Raw genomic sequence first — 18,060 nt, forward strand, 5'->3', positions numbered from 1 at the left:
AATATATATATTTTTTTATTTTTTTGTAATAAAATTTAAAATTTTTTTAGGAATAAAAAACATTTTTTTTATTTTTTTATTTTTTAAATTTTTAATTATTTTTTTATTTTTCATAGCTAATTTTAAAATTTTGTTTTTTGATAAATTTTTTTTTATTAAAATTATGCAATACATTTTTCCATCAATTTGTATAATTATTTTTATTTTTTTTTTAATAATTAATTTTTTATTTACATTCGGCCATTTATTTATTTTAAAAAAACTAATTTTTTTAAATTTAGATAAAATTTTATAGCTAAAATGAGGAGTAAAAGGGTTTAATAATTTTAAAATTGTAATAAGACATTTTCTATTTAAAAAAAAATATTTATTTTTATCTATTTTTTTTTTTTTTATATATTTAAAAAATTTCATTATTCTAGAAATAGAAGTATTAAAAGATCTTTTTTCTTTTATTTCTTTTGATACATAAAGTATAGTTTTATTTAAATTAGAATATATTTTTTTTTGTTTTGAATTTAGTTTTGATACTTTTATTTTTTTAATTTTTTTTTTATTAAAAATATTTTTGTAACACATATTCCAAATTTTATTTAGAAATTTATGTATTCCTTTGATGTTTGATTCTTTCCATTGTAAATCAGATTCAATAGGTGCTGAAAACATTATAAATAATCTAATTGTATCTGCTCCATATTTTTTTATGAATTTTTTAGGTTCTATTCCATTATTTTTTGATTTAGACATTTTTATCATTCCAGCATGAATTATTTTTTTTCCATTTATTTTTTTTATTGAAGAAATTTCTCCTTTTTTATTTTTTTTATATTTTATTTTATTTTTGTTAATCCATACGCGAACATTATCTTTATTTAAATAATAAAATGCATCTGATAATACCATTCCTTGACATAAAAGTTTTTTTACTGGTTCATTTGTTTTTACTAAATTAAAATCTCTTAGTAATTTATGATAAAATCTAAAATATATTAGATGCATAGTTGCATGTTCTATACCTCCAACATATTGGTCTACTGGTAGCCAATATTTAGAAGCTAAATGATTAATCATTTTTTTTTTAAAATGAGTACAAGTATATCTTACATAATACCATGAAGATTCTATAAATGTGTCAAATGTATCAATTTCTCTTTTAGCTTTTATTCCATTTATTTCTATTTTTGCCCATTTTTTTAATATTTTCTTTTTTTCTTTATAATTAGATATTTCTGGAAGTAAAACAGGTAATTTTTTTTTTGGAATTGTAAGAATCAATCCAGATTTAGTAGTTGCCATTGGAATTGGAGTTCCCCAATATCTTTGTCTAGAAATATTCCAATCTTGTAATTTATATTTTATTTTTTTTTTTCCTATTTTTTTTATCTTAATAATTTTATTTATTTTTTTTAATTTTCTAATTTTTTTTTTAATATTTTTTTTATTTTTTTCTATTTCTTTTTTTAAATATTTTTTTTTGTTAATTTTATTTTTTAAATAAAATTTATTTTCTTTTAAACTATATTTAGGTGAAGAAATAATTATTTCTGTTCCATATTTTATAAATACAAAATTTGCAATCCATATTGGTAATTTATTATTATTAATTGGATTAATTGCAAAAATTTTGGTATTTATTCCATAATTTTTTATTTTTTTAAAATTTTCAGTAGAAGTTAATTTTTTTTCTTGTTTTTCTATAAATTTTTTTATTTTATTATTACTTTTTGCTATTTTTTTTGCAAATTTATGATCGGGAGAGATTGCAATATATTTAGAATCAAATAAACTATAAGGTTTAGTAGTGTATGCTTTGATAATTTTATTATTATTTTTAATATTTAATTTTATTTCTATTCCTTTAGATCGACCTATCCAATTTTTTTGCATTTTTTTTACTTTTTTAGGCCAATGTTTTAAATTTTTTATACCTTGATATAACTCTTCTGCATATTTTTTTATTTTTAGGTACCATTGAGACATTTTTTTTAATTTAATTTTTTTATTACATCTCCAACATTTTCCTTTTATTACTTGTTCATTTGCTAATACTGTTTGATCTTTTTCACACCATTTAACAAGTGAAGTTTTTTTATAAGCTATTTTTTTTTTATAAAGCTTAATAAAAAACCATTGTTCCCATTTATAATATTTAGGATTACATGTAGAAATTTCTCTACTCCAATCATAACTAAAACCTAAATATTTTAGTTGTTTTTTCATATATTTAATATTTTTAGATGTCCATTTCTTTGGATTTTTTTTATTTTTAATTGCTGCTTCTTCTGCAGGTAATCCGAATGAATCCCACCCTATTGGTTGAAGAACATTTCTACCTAACATTCTGTAATATCTTGAAATAACATCACTAATAGTATAATTTCTTACATGACCTAAATGAAGTTTTCCTGAAGGATATGGTAACATTGGAAGACAATAGTATTTTTTTTTTTTAAAATCTTCAAAAACTTTAAATGAATTTTTTATTTCCCATTTTTTTTGTATTTTTTTTTCTATTTCAATAGGATTATATATTTTTTTCATAATTTTCTTATAAGTTTTTTTTTTTATTTTTTATGTTTTATTTTTTAAAAAATTTTTTTCTTTTTATGTTAAAAATTTTAATTAATTATTTTTTATTTAATTTATTTTTTTATTTTTTAATACAAAAATTTTTATGATTAATATTTTTTAAAATTGTTTCAAGAACATCTTCTATTGTAACTAATCCAGTAATTACTCCAAATTCATCTACAACAATAGCAATATGATTTCTTTTTATTCTAAATTCTTGTAATATTTTATCTAAACGTTGACTTTCAGGAACAATAACTGCAGGTCTTATTATATTTTTTAAACAAAACTTTTTTTTTGAATTTTTTATAAATTGAAATAAATCTTTAGCTATTAAAAATCCATAAACTTGAGTATTATTTTTACTTATTACAGGAAATCTTGAATGTTTTGATTTAATAATTTTATTTAAACATGTATTTAATTGATCATTAATTTTTAATTTTGTTATTTTAATTCTAGGAATCATAATGTCTTTTACTTTTTTTTTTTCTATATTTATAACTCCTTTAATCATATAATAAGTATGTTTATTAATAAATTTATTTTTTTTTGCTTCTTTAATTATTAATAAAAATTCTTTTTTATTTTTTAATTTATCGTCAAACATTCTATTTAATAACAAAGAAAATAATCCTTTTTTTTTATTTTTATACATATTTATCTCATTAGAATAATTTTATATTTAAAAAAACATTATTTAATTAATTAATTTTTGTATATTTTAAAATTCTATTTATTATAAAAATATGGATTTTTAAATCCTAAATCAAGCATTGTTTTTATTTCTAATTTTTCCATTTTTTGTTGATTTAATAAATTTTCGTGTTTATATCCAATTAAATGTAATATTCCATGAATTATTATATGAGCCCAATATTCTAATATTTCAGTATTATATTTTTTAGCTTCTTGTTGTAAAATTTTTTTACAGATAATTAAATCTCCTATTAATAATAATTTTTTTTTTTTATCTTTAAAAATAGAAAAAGTTAAAATATTTGTAGCTATTTTTTGTTTTCTGTATTTATAATTTATTTTTTTTATTTCATATTTTTTTACAATTCTAATTGTAATAATAGATTTTTTAAAAGAATTTTTTAATAATTTTTTTATCCATTTTTTAATATTTTTTTTGCTTGGAATATTTTTATTTCTTTTACATTTATATTGTATATTTATTTTTATCATTTTATTATTTTTTTATAAAATATAATTTTTTTAAAATATTTATATTTTTCCTTTTAAATTTTGCATATGAGCTTTATAAATTTTTACATAAATAAGTTTTCCTATTAAATTTTTTGAGCTTTTAAATATTACTGTTCTATTATTATAAGTTTTTCCAAAAAAATATTTTTTGTTATTTTTATATATTTTTTTTTCAACTAAAACTTTTTGATATGTTCCAATCATTTTTTTGCTAAAAAGATTAGTGTTTTTATTTATTTTTTTTTGTAAAAGATATAATCTTTTTTTTTTTTCTTTTAATTGAGTTTCGTCTAATAAACGAGATGCTGGAGTTTTTGGTCTTGGAGAGTAAATAAAACTAAAACTCATATCAAAATTAATTTCATCTATTAATTTTAAAGTTTTATGAAAATCTTTTTTAGATTCACCTGGAAAACCTACAATAAAATCAGAAGTAATTTGAATTTTAGGTCTTATTTTAATAAGTTTTTTTATTATTTCTTTATATTTTTTTATATTATATGATCTTCTCATTTTTTTTAATATTTTATTCGATCCACTTTGAACAGGTAAATGTAAATAACTTACTAATTTAGTAGTATTTTTATATGTTTTAATTAAATCATCTGAAAATTCCATTGGATTGCTAGTTGTAAAACGTATTCTTAATATTTTCTTAATTTTAGATAATAATTTTATTAATTTTGAAAATGTACAAATAGATCCATCAGAAAATTTACTTTTATAAGAATTTACGTTTTGTCCTAATAAAATTATTTCTTTAGTTCCATTTTTTGATAAATATTTTGCTTCTGATAAAATATCTTTAGGAAATCTACTAATTTCTTTTCCTCTTGTATAAGGAACAATACAAAAAGAACAACATTTATTACATCCTTCCATTATTGAAATAAAAGAACTAACTTTTTTTATAGTATTATATTTAAAAAATTTAAATTTATTTAAATTATTAGATTTTATATTTATTATTTTTTTTTTTTTTTTTTTTAATTTTTTAATCATTTTAGGTAAACGATGAATTGTTTTAGGTCCAAATATGATGTCTATAAAGTTTGCTCTTTTAAAAATTTTTTTTTTTTCTTGAGTAGAAACACATCCTCCAACAGCTATAATTATTTCTTTATTTTTTTTTTTTAAGTATTTCCAACGTCCTAATTGATGGAAAATTTTTTCTTGAGCTTTTTCTCTTATAGAACATGTATTTAAAATAAGTATATCTGCTTTTTTAAAATTATTAGTAATATGATAATTTAGTTTTTTTTTTAAAACTTTTGAAATTATTGATGAATCATATTCATTCATCTGACAACCCCATGTTTTAATATGTATTTTTTTCATTTTTTTATTTTCTTTTTATTAATTTTTATATGTATTATTAAAAATAATTTTTTAAAAATTTGGTAATTATTTATTTTTTAAAAAATAAATTTAAATTTAAATTTTTATTTTTTATTTTGGAATAAAAATGATAGTTTTTTATTAAAAAGTTTTTAAATTTATAATGAAAAAATTAATTTAGGTTTATTTTTTAGTATAAATATAGGTAATTTTTTAGGTTTTTTTAAAATTTTTAGCTTAAAAAAATAATTTTAATATAAATAAAAATCTAGTTTATTTTAAATTAATTTTTTACTTTAATATTATTTTTTTTAATTATATAAATTAAAATAGAACAATTAATTATATTAATATTAAACTAAGAAATACATCAAATGATCTTTAATATATTTAACAAATGAAGGTATTTAAAATATAAAATTAAAATAATATATAATTATAGAGGGAAATCTATTTTTTTAATATCTTTTGTATTCTAATTAGAAATTATAATTTTTCTTTAATCTATATTTTTTAATAATTTTATTATGAAAAAAATTTAATTGATTGTATTATTTTTATTTGTTTTTTTTTTTTTTAATTTTTTCTTTTTTATTAATTAATTTATTTTATTATTTAAATATTTAATATTTATATCTACTAATTAAAAATTATAATAATTTATATACTATAAAATAGTAACTCTATTTTTTGGTAATTAATGAAAAATTTTTATTAAATTTATTTAAATATGATATTTTAAAATATATAAATTATTTATTCTTATTTTCCATTTTTTATTTTGAATATTTTTTTAATAAATTTTAAATATATTTTTTATAGTTTTTTAAATTTTTTTGAATTTAATAAAATAATTAATAATATAAAACCGAAAACTATCATTGGAATAGATAATATTTGTCCTGCTGTATAATTTTTATAAAAAAAACCAATATCTATATCTGGTTCTCTAAAAAATTCTAAAAAAATTCTAAATATTCCATAAAAAATTAAAAATGCACTAGAAGTAATTCCGAAATTTTTTTGTTTTTTATAAATTATCAATAATAATATAAATAATATTAAACCTTCAAAAAAAAATTCATATAATTGAGATGGATAACGAGGTAATACTCCATATTTTTCTATTATTAATTTTAGTTTTGGATTATTTTCTATTTCTCTTAGGTCGTATTGTAAAGAATTTGGAAACAAAAATGAATAGGAAGAATTTATTTTTATACGTCCCCATAATTCACTATTTATAAAGTTTCCTAATCTTCCAATACCTAAACCAAAAGGAGATAATAATGATATAAAATCAGTTATTTTTAAAAATGATTGTTTATTTTTTTTAGAAAAAATAAAACATGTCAATATTATACCTATAAGTCCTCCATGAAAAGACATTCCACCATTCCATATTTTAAATAAATAAAATTTATCTTTTAAAAAATAAAAAAATTTATAAAATAAAATATATCCAATTCTTCCTCCTAAAATTAATCCTATAAAACATGAATAAATTAAATTATAAAAATATTTTTTGTTTACGAATTTGTTTTTTTTATTAATTTTTTTTCCATACCAAAGAGAAAATATTAAAGTAATAAAATACGCTAATCCATACCATTTTATTGAAATAAATCCAATAGAAATAAAATTTGGATTAATATTTGGAAATAATATATATGTATTTTTCATTTTTTTTTTTTTTTGTTTTATATTTTTTTTTATTTTTAATTTTAATTTTATAAAAATTTATTTTTTATTAAAAATAAATATTTTTAAAAAATGTTTAAAATTTTATTCATTTAATTAAATTTTTTTAAAGAATTAAATCTTCTAAAGATAACATTTCTTTTATAGTTTGCCTTCTTCTAATTTGCAATATTTTTTTTTTTTTAAATAAAATTTCAGGAATTAATGGTCTGCTATTATAATTAGAAGACATTGAAGATCCATATGCTCCTGTATCATGAAAAATTATATAATCACCTTTTTTTACTTTTGGAATTTTAATAGAATATATTTTTTGATTTTCTTTTTGAGTAAATATATCTCCTGATTCGCATAAAGGACCTCCTATAATAGCTTTAATTAATTTTTTTTTATTAATTTTTCTATTATTTTTTGGTAATATTGAGATATAATGATAGCTTCCATATAAAACTGGTCGTATTAGTTCGTTAAATCCTACATTAACTAATACAAATATTCTATTTTTTACTTTTTTTATACTTTCTATTTTAGATACTAATAAACCTGATTGAGCTACTAAAAAACGACCAGGTTCTATTTCTAATTTTATTGGACATTTTAAAAATTTAGAAATTTTTTTTCTAGATTTATTCCAAATTTTATAGTAATTTTTAATATTTATTTTTTTATCATGAATTTTATAAGGAATTGTTAATCCTCCTCCTGCTGATATAAAAGATATTTTTTTATTGATTAATATTGCTGATTTAATCATAGCCTTACAAACTTTTTTTAAATTTATATAATCTACTCCAGATCCAATATGCATATGTAAACCAATTAAATTTAAATTATATTTTTTAATTAATTTTAGCGCTAATTTAACGTTCCAAATTCCATGTTTACTATTTTTTCCTCCTGTATTTGTTTTTTTACTATGTCCATATCCAAAACCAGGATTAATTCTTAACCAAATTAAGTGATTTTTTGATTTTTTTCCAATAGTTTTTATCATATCTATTGAACCAATATTTATTGGAATTTTTAAAGAAATTACTTTTTTTAAAGTATTTTTTTCTATAATATCTGAAGTATAAATAATATCGTCGCTATTTCCTTTAAATCCAGCTCTTAAAGCTCTTTCAATTTCTCCTAAAGAAACAGCATCTACTTTAACTCCATATTTTTTCATTATTTTTAATATATTTATATTTGAACAAGCTTTTTGAGCAAATCTTATAGTATCAAATTTTTTTAATTTTAATATTTGTTTTTTTATTGTTTTAAAATTATATATCCAAAGTGGAGATTTATATTTTTCAATAATAGTTAAGATATTTTTTGAATTAATTATTTTTTTTTTTTTAATATTTTTCATTTTTTTTAAATAAAAATTTATTTTTTTATTGTACTAAGGCTTGGAAACATAATAACATCTTTAATGTTTTCTTGATTTGTTAAAATCATTATTAATCTATCTATTCCAATTCCTAATCCAGAAGTTGGAGGCATTCCATGTTCTAAAGCTAATATATAATCTTTGTCATAATTTTTATTTATATTTTTTTTATTTTTATTTTTTATTTGTTTTATAAATCTTTTTTTTTGTTCTTGAGGATCATTAAGTTCTGAAAATCCATTTCCAATTTCATATCCTCCAATAAAAAATTCAAATCTTTCTGAAAATTTTGAATTATTATTTTTTTTTCTAGCTAATGGAGAGACTTCTATTGGATATTCTGTTATAAAAGTTGGTTTTATTAATTTTTTTTCTACAGTTTTTTCAAATATTTCAGTAAGTATTTTTCCTATTTTCCATTTTTTTTTTAATTTTAATTTTATTAAATTAGCAATTTTTCTAATTTTTTTTATATCATTTAAATCAGATTTATTTATAAATTTGTTAAATTTTAAAATAGATTCTTTCATAGTTAATATTTTAAAATTTTTGTTTATTATTAAATTATTTTTTTTATTTTTTAAAAATTTAATTTTTTTAATTTTTTTAAATAAATATTTTATTAAAGATTCTAAAAATTTCATTACATATTTATAATTAGTATATGCAATATAAATTTCCATCATAGTAAATTCTGGATTATGGCGAGAAGATATTCCTTCATTTCTAAAACTTCTATTAATTTCAAAAATTTTTTCAAATCCTCCTATTATTAATCTTTTTAAATATAATTCTGGAGCTATTCTTAAATACATTTTTTTATTTAAAGAATTATGATATGTTTTAAATGGTTTTGCTAAAGCTCCTCCAGGTATATCATGTAACATAGGAGTTTCTACTTCTAAAAATTTTTTTTTATTCATATATTTTCTGATATAAAATATTATTTTTGATCTTATTTTAAAAATATTTTTTAAATGATTATTAGCTATAAAATCAATATATCTTTTTCTATATCGAATTTCTTTATTTTTTAAACCATGATATTTTTCTGGAAGAGATCTAAGTGTTTTAGTTAATAAATTAAATTTATAACAATGTATAGTTAATTCATTAGTTCTAGTTTTAAAAATTTTTCCTTTTACTCCTATGATATCTCCTAAATCTATATTTTTAAAATTTTTATAATTATTTTTTTTTGATTTTAGTGAATTTTTTGTAGAATATAATTGAATTTCTCCGTGTTCATCTTGCAATGTTAAAAAAGAAGCTTTTCCCATAATTCTTTTTTTTATGATTCTACCAGCAATTTTTGTAGTTTTATTTAAAAAATTTAATTTATTTCTATTTATTAATTCATTATTTAAATATATTTTTTTAGAAGTATTTTTTTTTGTAAAATTATTAGGAAAATTAAATCCATCTTTTTTTAATTCTTTTAGTTTTTTTTTTCTATTTATAAATTCTTTATTTTTTTCTTTTTCTTTTTTTTTATTAATATTTTTTTGTTTAAATTTTTTCATTTTTTAAAATCCTGATTTTAAATTTTTTTTTATGAATTTATCAATCTTTCCATTTAAAAATTTTTCTATATTTTTGGTTTCTATACCAGTTCTTATATCTTTTATAAGAGAATTGTCTAATACATATGATCTAATTTGATTTCCCCATTTTATTTTTTCTTTATTTTTATTTTTTTCTTGTTTCTTTTTTTTATTTTTTTCAATAATTTGATTAAATATTTTTGATTTAATTTGTTTTATTGCTTGTTTTTTATTTTTATGTTGAGATCTATTACTTTGACATTGAACTGTTATTCCAGTAGGTAAATGTTTAATTCTAACAGCGGATTCTGTTTTATTTACATGTTGACCTCCTGCTCCTGAAGCTTTATATACGCTTATTTTTAAATCTGATTTTTTTATTTTTACTTTTTTGTGTTTTTTTATAATTGGATATATATATATTGAACTAAATGATGTATGTCTTTTATTTCCAGTATTAAAAGGGCTTTTTCTAACTAATCTATGTATTCCTGATTCTGTTCTAAGCCATCCAAAAGCATAATTTCCTTTTACTTTTAATGTTGCAGATTTAATTCCGTTAAATTCATCATTTGAAATATTAATAATTTTTGTAATAAATTTTTTTTTATAAGCCCATTTTAAATACATATTTAATAACATTTTTGACCAATCTTGAGCTTCTATTCCTCCTGAACCAGATTGGATATCAATATAACAATTTTTAAAATCGTATTTTTTTTTAAACATTGTTTGAAAATTTAAAATTTCTATTTTTTTTTCTATTTTTTTTGTTGTTTTAATAATATCTAATAAAATAGAGTAATCTGAAATTTCTAAAGAAAGATATATTAGATTTTTATTTTCTTTAATTTTTTTTTGTATTGATTTAATTTGAGAAATTTTTTTATAAATATTATTTTTTTCTTTATTAAGTTTTTTTATTAAATTAATTTTATTCCAATTTTTTTTATTTTTTAATATATAATTAATTTCTAAAAATCTTTTTTTTAATTTTTTTAATTCAAAGACATTTCCTAATTTTTTTTATTTTTTTAGAGCTTTTTTTAATTTTTTTTAAAATCTTTTTAAATTTTTTCATTTTTTTTTTTTTTAATTTTATAAAATAAATTATATAATATATTATAAATTTAAATATTATTAAAAAATTTAATAATATTTTTTTAAATTTTTTATTTATAAAATTTAATTTTAAAAAATAAAAATTTTTCGATATTTTAAAAATTAATAAAAAATTTTATAAAAGTTATTTATATAATATAAATTTTCTTTTTATTTTATTAGAGTGTTTTATGAAAAAATTTTTTCAAAAAAAAAATAAAGTACTTCCTTTAAAATCTATTTATTTTTCTATAATATTTTTAAAAGATTGGAAAATTATTAAAGTTTCTAAAAAAGATTCTAAAAAATATTTGCAAAATCAATTAACTGCAGATATGAATTTATTAAATGATAAAAAATATATTTTTTGTGGTCATTGTAATGATAAAGGAAAAGTATGGAGTACATTGTTAGTTTTTAAAAAAAATAAATCTTATTTTTATATTTTAAGAAAAAGTGTAAAGAATACACAAATTAAAGCTATAAAAAAGTTTTCTATATTTTTTCAAGTAAAAATTTTGGAACAAAAAAGTTTTATTTTATTAGGTGTATTAGGAAATTATTCTTATTATTATTTAAAAAAATTTTTTAAGAATTTACCAAATAAAAAAAATCCTGTTATGCATTTTAAAAATATGACTATTATTTATATAAATAAATTAATAAAAAAATATATTTTAATAATGTCTTATAAAAAAGCATTATTTTTTATTAAATTTTTTAAAAATATAGCATTATTTAACGATAGTAAACAGTGGTTATCTATAGAAATTGAAGAAAAATTTCCCATTATAGAAAAAAAAAATATGTTAAATTTTTTTCCACAAGAAATTTCTTTACATAAATTTAAAAAAGGAATAAGTTTTAATAAAGGATGTTATATTGGTCAAGAACAAATTACCAAAATTAAATATAAAAAAATTAATAAAAAATCTTTATATATTCTTTTTTGTAAAAATGTTAAAAATCATTTTTTTCCTGGTGATTTAGTATATGTTAAAATTAGAAATTCTTGGATTAAAAAAGGAATTTTATTATCTTCTGTTATAATTAATAAAAAAAAAATCTATGCACAAATTGTTTTAAACAAAATTTATAAAAATGAAAAATTATATAAAATAAAAAATAGTTATTTTTATAAAATATAAAAATTTTTTATTAAAATAATATTTATATATTAAGATTATATAAAGATAATAAAAAACTTATTTTTATTATTTTTAAAAATTTTTTAATAATATATTTATTATTTCAATGTAATTTTTTAAAAAAATTTTAAAATATTTTAATTATTTTTGAGTGTAAAAATATATTATGAATAATTTAGGAATTCTTTTTATTATTTCCGCTCCTAGCGGAACTGGAAAATCTAGTTTAATTAAAGCTTTTTTAAAAGAAAAAAAATTCTTTAAAATAAAAAGATCTATTTCTTTTACTACTAGAAAAATTCGTCCAAAAGAAATAAATGGAGTTGATTATCATTTTATTTCTAAAAAAAAGTTTATAAAAATGATAAGAAAAAAAGAATTTTTAGAATACGCAAAAGTTTTTAATAATTATTATGGTACTTCTTTAAAAAATACTTTATCTATTTTGTCAAATAAAGAGGATCTTTTGTTAGATATTGATTGGCAAGGAGCGAAAAAAATTAAAAAAAAAAATTTATTTTCAAAAAGTATATTTTTATTACCTCCTTCTAAAAAAGAATTATTTAATAGATTAAAAAAAAGAAATCAAGATAATAGAGATGTTATTCTAAAAAGAATGAAAAAATTTTCAGAAGAAGTTAGTCATTATTTAGAATATGATTATTTAATCATAAATAAAGATTTTAATGTATCTATTTCTCATTTAAGATCTATTATTTTTTCTTTTAAATTATTAATAAATAATCAAAAGATTAGACATAAAAATTTAATTAATAATTTATTAAAAAAATAATTTTTTTATTTTTTTCTAAAAGCACATTTTCTTTCATTTTCAGTTAAAAATTTTTTTCTTAAACGAACAGATTTTGGTGTTATTTCTATTAATTCATCATCATTAATAAAACTCATTGCTTGTTCAAGAGTTAAATTTACAGGTTTAATTAAATTAATAGCTTCATCAGTTCCAGAAGCTCTCATATTAGTCAATTTTTTTCCTAATAAACAGTTTACAGTTAAATCGTTTGATTTACTATGCATTCCAATAATTTGTCCTTGATAAACTTGCGTTCCATGACCAAGAAATAATTTTCCTCTATCTTGTAAATTATATAAAGCAAAAGCTACTGCCATTCCTGTATTATTTGAAATTAATACTCCATTTCTTCTTTGTCCTGGATTAAATTTTAATAATTTTGAATAATGACTAAAGGAAGAACAAAATAATCCAGTTCCTGAAGTGATATTAATCAATTCTGAACGAAATCCAATTAATGCTCTACTAGAAATAATATATTCTAATCTTACTCTACCTTTGTTATCTGAAATCATATTTTGAATTTCTCCTTTTCTTTCTCCTAAATATTTCATAATAACTCCTTGATGTTTTTCTTCTATATCTAAAATAATATTTTCAAATGGTTCTTTTTCTATTCCATTAATATTTTTAAATATTACTTTTGGTCTAGATACTTCTAACTCATATCCTTCTCTTCTCATATTTTCTATTAAAATAGATAGATGAAGTTCTCCTCTACCAGATACACAAAATGTGCTTGAATCTTTTGTTTCTTCTACTTTTAAAGCAACATTATACATTTTTTCTTTATTTAATCTTTCTAAAATATTTCTAGAAGTAATATACTTTCCTTCTTTTCCAGAAAATGGAGAAGAATTAACTGAAAAAAACATTTTTACAGTTGGTTTATCTATATTTAATTTAGGTAATGGTTTTGAATTTTTTATATCACAAATAGTGTCTGATATTTTAATATTCGGAATTCCAGAAATTGCAACAATATCTCCAGATAAAGCGCTTTTTTTTTCTATTTTTTTTAATCCATAATATGTTAATAATTTATTTATTTTTCCAAAATAAATTTTTTTTTGCTTATTAATTACTTTAATTCTTTGATTTATTTTTATTTTTCCAGATTTAATTCTTCCTATTCCAATCATTCCAAGATAATTATCGTAATCTAGTTGTGATATTTGCATTTTAAATTTTTTTTTAATATTTTTTTTCGGAGCTGGAGTATATTTAATTATGGATTCAAATAATGGAGTCATATTATTTTCTAAACTTTCATGATTTAAACCTGATTTTCCTAAAATTGCAGATGTATAAATTATAGGAAAGTCTAGTTGTTTATCATTAGCGTTTAAATTAACAAACAAATCAAATATTTGATCTATTACCCAATCAGGTCTAGCATTTTTTCTATCTATTTTATTAACAACTACAATAGGATTTATATTATATTTAAATGCTTTTTCTGTTACAAATCTTGTTTGAGGCATGGGACCATCAAGCGCATCTACTACTAATAGAACAGAATCAACCATAGATAAGACTCTTTCTACTTCTCCACCAAAATCTGCATGTCCAGGAGTGTCTACAATATTTATTTTGTATTTTTTCCAAATAATTGAAGTATTTTTTGAAGTAATAGTAATTCCTCTTTCTTTTTCTAAATCATTACTATCCATTACTCTTTCTTTTTTTTCTTCATGATTTTTAAATATTCCTGATTCTTGTAATAGTTTATCTATTAAAGTAGTTTTTCCATGATCTACATGAGCAATAATAGCTATATTTCTAAATTTTTGATTCATTTTATTAATATCCTTAATTTAAATGTATTTTTTTTAAAATTTTTAATATAATTAAAATTAAAAATTATATTTATATTATTATAATATAATTATAGTTATTGAATAGTATTTTATGATATATAATTTTATATTTATATATTTTAAATTTTATTTTAAATTTATTTTTATTTAAACTATTTATAAATTTAAATTAGTGAAAATTTATGGAATAGTAAAAAACATGAAAAAATTTAATTTTAGTTCTTTTTCTTTTTTTAAGAGTTTTTCTAGATTAAATAGTATAAATTTTTATTCTGGTTTAGAAATAGCTTTATTAGGTTATTCAAATGTTGGGAAATCTACTTTAATTAATGTTTTATCTAATAAAAAAAAACTTTCACGTGTTAGTAAATTACCAGGTAGTACTCAATTAATTAATTGTTTTAAAAATGACAGAAATTTTAAAATATTAGATTTGCCTGGATATGGATATTCTTCTTTTATTAAATCTAAAAAAATTAATTGGAAAAAAGATATTAAACATTTTTTTTCTTTTAGAAAAACATTAATAGGTGTTATTATATTAATTGATATTAGATTTATTATTAAGAAAAATGATATGGATATGATTTATTTTTTTTATAAAAAAAATATTAAAATGGTTATTTTATTAAATAAATGTGATAAAATTAATTTTTCTTTAAGAATAAAAAAATATAATTTATTAATAAATAAATTAAATTTTTTAAATTTTTTACCAAAAATAATAATATTTTCTTCATTAAAAAAAATAGGGTTGTTTGAATTAAAAAAAATATTAATTAATTGGTATATAAGTAATATATAATTTTTAAAAATATAAAAATTTATACTCAATAAACTAAAAAATTATGAATTTTTTAAACATTTTTTTTAATTTTATTTTTAAATATATTAAATATAATTTTTTTATATATTTTTTTATATTTATATAATTATTTTTTATAAAATTTTAATATAAATATTTTTTTAGAATAATATATTTATATTTTTTATTTATAATTTATTAAACCATAAAGATTTTTTAAAAGATTTTTTTAATTTTTTAAAATCATTTTTTTTAAAATATTCAAATATTTTTTTTTTATTTGGTTTTTTTAAATTTAATTTTTTTTTTAATATTGAAATTTTTACTTTTGTATTTATTTTAGTTAGTAAATTTGATATAAAAGCGATTTTTTTATATTTTATAAATATATTTTTTAATTTATAGGAATTTCGAACATTTAATAAATAAAGTTTATTTAAATTTTTATAAATTTTTTTTAAAGAACTAAATTTATTTAAAATAATTTGAGCTGTTTTTATTCCAATTCCTGGTATTCCTGGAATATTATCAGAACGATCTCCTACTATAGCTAAGAAATATTGTATTAATTTTGGAGAAATTCCAAATTTTTTAATTACTTTTTTTTTATCTATAATTTTTTTTTTATGACTTAATATTTTTACATTTTTATTAATTAATTGCATAAGATCTTTATCGTTTGTTAATATTAAAATCTTTTCTCCTTTTTTTTTTATATTTCTAACTAATGTTCCTATAATATCATCTGCTTCAAATCCTGGTATTTTAATGGTAGGAATACCCATATATTTAATTATTTTTATTAATTTTTTACTTTGTTTAATTATTTCTGTTGGAGTTTTTTTTCTTGTAGATTTGTATTTAGGATATATTTTTTTTCTAAAATTTGGTTTATAATGATCAAATACTATAATAATTTTTTTTGGAAAATATTTATTAAAAATTTTTTTTAACATAACTAACGTTCCATATATTACTCCTATAGGTTTTTTTTTTTTATTTTTAAGATTTTTAAAAGAAAAATATGATCTATATAAATAATTTGTACCATCAACTATTATTGTAATTTTTTTTTTTTTTTGATTTTTTTTCATTATATTTTAATTTATTTATTTTAGTAGTAAAATATATATAGTATTTTACTACGATATTTAATAAAATTTTTATCTTTTTAGTTCTTTTAAACCATAATATGGTGATTTTTTATAACCTAAATATTCTTCTATTCTAATTAATTGATTATATTTAGCTACTCTATCTGTTCGACTTAATGAACCAGTTTTTATTTGACCTGCTGATGTTCCTACAGACAAATCAGAAATTGTTACATCTTCTGTTTCTCCAGAACGATGTGATATAATTACATTATATTTTGCTTTTTTTGCTGTTTTAATAGTTTCTAAAGTTTCTGTCAAAGTTCCAATTTGATTTGGTTTAATTAATATTGCATTAGCTATTTTTTTTTTTATTCCTTTTTTTAAGATTTTATTGTTTGTAACAAATAAATCGTCTCCTACTATTTGAATATTTTTTCCTAATTTTTTTGTTTGATATAAAAATCCTTTCCAATCTGATTCGTCTTGACCATCTTCAATAGATAATATTGGATATTTTTGTGTTAATCTTTTTAAATAATTAGTAAATTCATAAGAACTATATTTTTTTTTTTCTCCTTTTAAATAATATTTTTTTGTATTTTTATTATATAGTTCTGAACTTGCACAATCTATTGCAATTGTTATATCTTTTTCAATTTTGTATTTTGATTTTTTTACTGCTTCTAATATTAAAAGAATTGCTGATTCATTAGAATTTAAATTAGGTGCATATCCTCCTTCATCTCCTACAGCTGTACTCATTCCTTTATTTTTTAATATTTTGGATAAATGATAAAAAATTTCGCATCCCATTTGTATTGCTTGTTTAAAATTTTTTGCAGAAACTGGTTGTATCATAAATTCTTGAATATCAATATTGTTATTTGCATGCTTTCCTCCATTAATTATATTCATCATAGGTAAAGGCATAGAGTATTCATTTGGAGTTTTATTTAAATAAGAAATATGTTCGAATAAAGGAATTTTTTTATACATAGCAGCCACTTTTGCATTTGCTAAAGAAACAGCTAATATAGTATTAGCACCTAATAAAGATTTATTTTTTGTTCCGTCCATTTTAATCATAATTTCGTCAATATTTTCTTGATCAATTGAATTTTTATAAATTAATTTTTTATTTATTTCATTATTAATAAAATTAATTGATTTTTTTACTCCTTGACCAAAAAATCTTTTTTTATCTTTATCTCTAATTTCTATTGCTTCTTTTGATCCTTTAGATGCTCCAGAAGGAACAGAAGCTCTTCCAATTAATCCATTTTTTATATGTACTTCAGCTTCTATAGTAGGATTTCCTCTAGAGTCTATAATTTCTCTACCTATAATTTTTATTATATTAGACATATTTTTCTCTTAATAATTTTTAATAATTTTTTTATTTTTATATTAAATATTTTAAATAATTTATTTATTAAAAAATAAATTTTTAATTATTTATTTTTTAATTGTAACATTTTTAAAAATTTTTTCTCTTTTTTTTAAATATTAAATTAATATATTATATTAAGTT

At 17.1% G+C, this 18,060-nt stretch carries 14 protein-coding genes; 3 read left to right on the forward strand and 11 right to left on the reverse strand.

Annotation, left to right across the window (positions count from 1 at the left end):
* Positions 1-15: 15 nt before the first annotated feature.
* The 8 genes from leuS to prfB all read right to left on the reverse strand — a co-directional run bounded on the left by leuS (position 16) and on the right by prfB (position 10,825).
* Complete coding sequence (gene leuS, locus M5J13_RS01225) at positions 16-2,541, reverse strand: leucine--tRNA ligase (protein WP_252837069.1); 2,526 nt, start codon at positions 2,539-2,541, stop codon at positions 16-18.
* A gap of 109 nt (positions 2,542-2,650) precedes the next feature.
* Positions 2,651-3,229 (reverse strand): CBS domain-containing protein, encoded by a 579-nt coding sequence (locus M5J13_RS01230; protein ID WP_252837070.1) that lies wholly within the window; start codon positions 3,227-3,229, stop codon positions 2,651-2,653.
* Positions 3,230-3,303: 74 nt separating this feature from the next.
* Positions 3,304-3,762 carry an rRNA maturation RNase YbeY gene (gene ybeY / locus M5J13_RS01235; RefSeq protein ID WP_252837071.1) on the reverse strand — a complete coding sequence of 153 codons (459 nt, stop codon included), beginning with the start codon at positions 3,760-3,762 and terminating at the stop codon, positions 3,304-3,306.
* A 39-nt stretch (positions 3,763-3,801) separates the two neighbouring features.
* Entirely contained in the window at positions 3,802-5,121 is a 1,320-nt protein-coding gene (miaB, locus tag M5J13_RS01240; RefSeq protein ID WP_252837072.1) for a tRNA (N6-isopentenyl adenosine(37)-C2)-methylthiotransferase MiaB, read from the reverse strand.
* A gap of 816 nt (positions 5,122-5,937) precedes the next feature.
* Entirely contained in the window at positions 5,938-6,804 is an 867-nt protein-coding gene (gene lgt / locus M5J13_RS01245) for a prolipoprotein diacylglyceryl transferase (protein ID WP_252837073.1), read from the reverse strand.
* Between the two features lie 124 nt (positions 6,805-6,928).
* A complete protein-coding gene (gene lysA, locus M5J13_RS01250; RefSeq protein WP_252837074.1) occupies positions 6,929-8,179 on the reverse strand; it encodes a diaminopimelate decarboxylase in 1,251 nt (416 codons plus the stop codon).
* A gap of 17 nt (positions 8,180-8,196) precedes the next feature.
* Positions 8,197-9,723 carry a lysine--tRNA ligase gene (gene lysS, locus M5J13_RS01255; RefSeq protein WP_252837075.1) on the reverse strand — a complete coding sequence of 509 codons (1,527 nt, stop codon included), beginning with the start codon at positions 9,721-9,723 and terminating at the stop codon, positions 8,197-8,199.
* 3 nt (positions 9,724-9,726) lie between these two features.
* A protein-coding gene (gene prfB, locus M5J13_RS01260) for a peptide chain release factor 2 (protein WP_252837076.1) occupies positions 9,727-10,825 on the reverse strand; the annotation gives its coding sequence in 2 pieces (ribosomal slippage) (positions 9,727-10,749 and positions 10,751-10,825; 1,098 coding nt in all).
* A gap of 211 nt (positions 10,826-11,036) precedes the next feature.
* Between prfB and ygfZ the strand changes: the two genes are divergently transcribed.
* Positions 11,037-11,993, forward strand: a complete 957-nt coding sequence (gene ygfZ / locus M5J13_RS01265) for a tRNA-modifying protein YgfZ (RefSeq protein ID WP_252837079.1) — start codon at positions 11,037-11,039, stop codon at positions 11,991-11,993.
* A gap of 166 nt (positions 11,994-12,159) precedes the next feature.
* Positions 12,160-12,786 (forward strand): guanylate kinase, encoded by a 627-nt coding sequence (gene gmk / locus M5J13_RS01270; RefSeq protein WP_252837080.1) that lies wholly within the window; start codon positions 12,160-12,162, stop codon positions 12,784-12,786.
* Between the two features lie 5 nt (positions 12,787-12,791).
* Here the strand turns inward: gmk and typA are convergent, their stop codons facing one another.
* Entirely contained in the window at positions 12,792-14,606 is a 1,815-nt protein-coding gene (gene typA / locus M5J13_RS01275) for a translational GTPase TypA (RefSeq protein ID WP_252837081.1), read from the reverse strand.
* A gap of 220 nt (positions 14,607-14,826) precedes the next feature.
* Between typA and yihA the strand changes: the two genes are divergently transcribed.
* Positions 14,827-15,432, forward strand: a complete 606-nt coding sequence (gene yihA, locus M5J13_RS01280; RefSeq protein WP_252837082.1) for a ribosome biogenesis GTP-binding protein YihA/YsxC — start codon at positions 14,827-14,829, stop codon at positions 15,430-15,432.
* Positions 15,433-15,620: 188 nt separating this feature from the next.
* Here the strand turns inward: yihA and M5J13_RS01285 are convergent, their stop codons facing one another.
* On the reverse strand, positions 15,621-16,526 hold the full coding sequence (locus M5J13_RS01285; protein ID WP_252837084.1) for a 5'-3' exonuclease: 906 nt from the start codon (positions 16,524-16,526) through the stop codon (positions 15,621-15,623).
* A gap of 69 nt (positions 16,527-16,595) precedes the next feature.
* Positions 16,596-17,894 carry a phosphopyruvate hydratase gene (gene eno, locus M5J13_RS01290; RefSeq protein WP_252837086.1) on the reverse strand — a complete coding sequence of 433 codons (1,299 nt, stop codon included), beginning with the start codon at positions 17,892-17,894 and terminating at the stop codon, positions 16,596-16,598.
* Positions 17,895-18,060: the final 166 nt, after the last annotated feature.

This window comes from Buchnera aphidicola (Periphyllus lyropictus) (genome assembly GCF_024029895.1).
Classification (GTDB): Bacteria; Pseudomonadota; Gammaproteobacteria; order Enterobacterales; family Enterobacteriaceae; genus Buchnera_J; species Buchnera_J aphidicola_BA.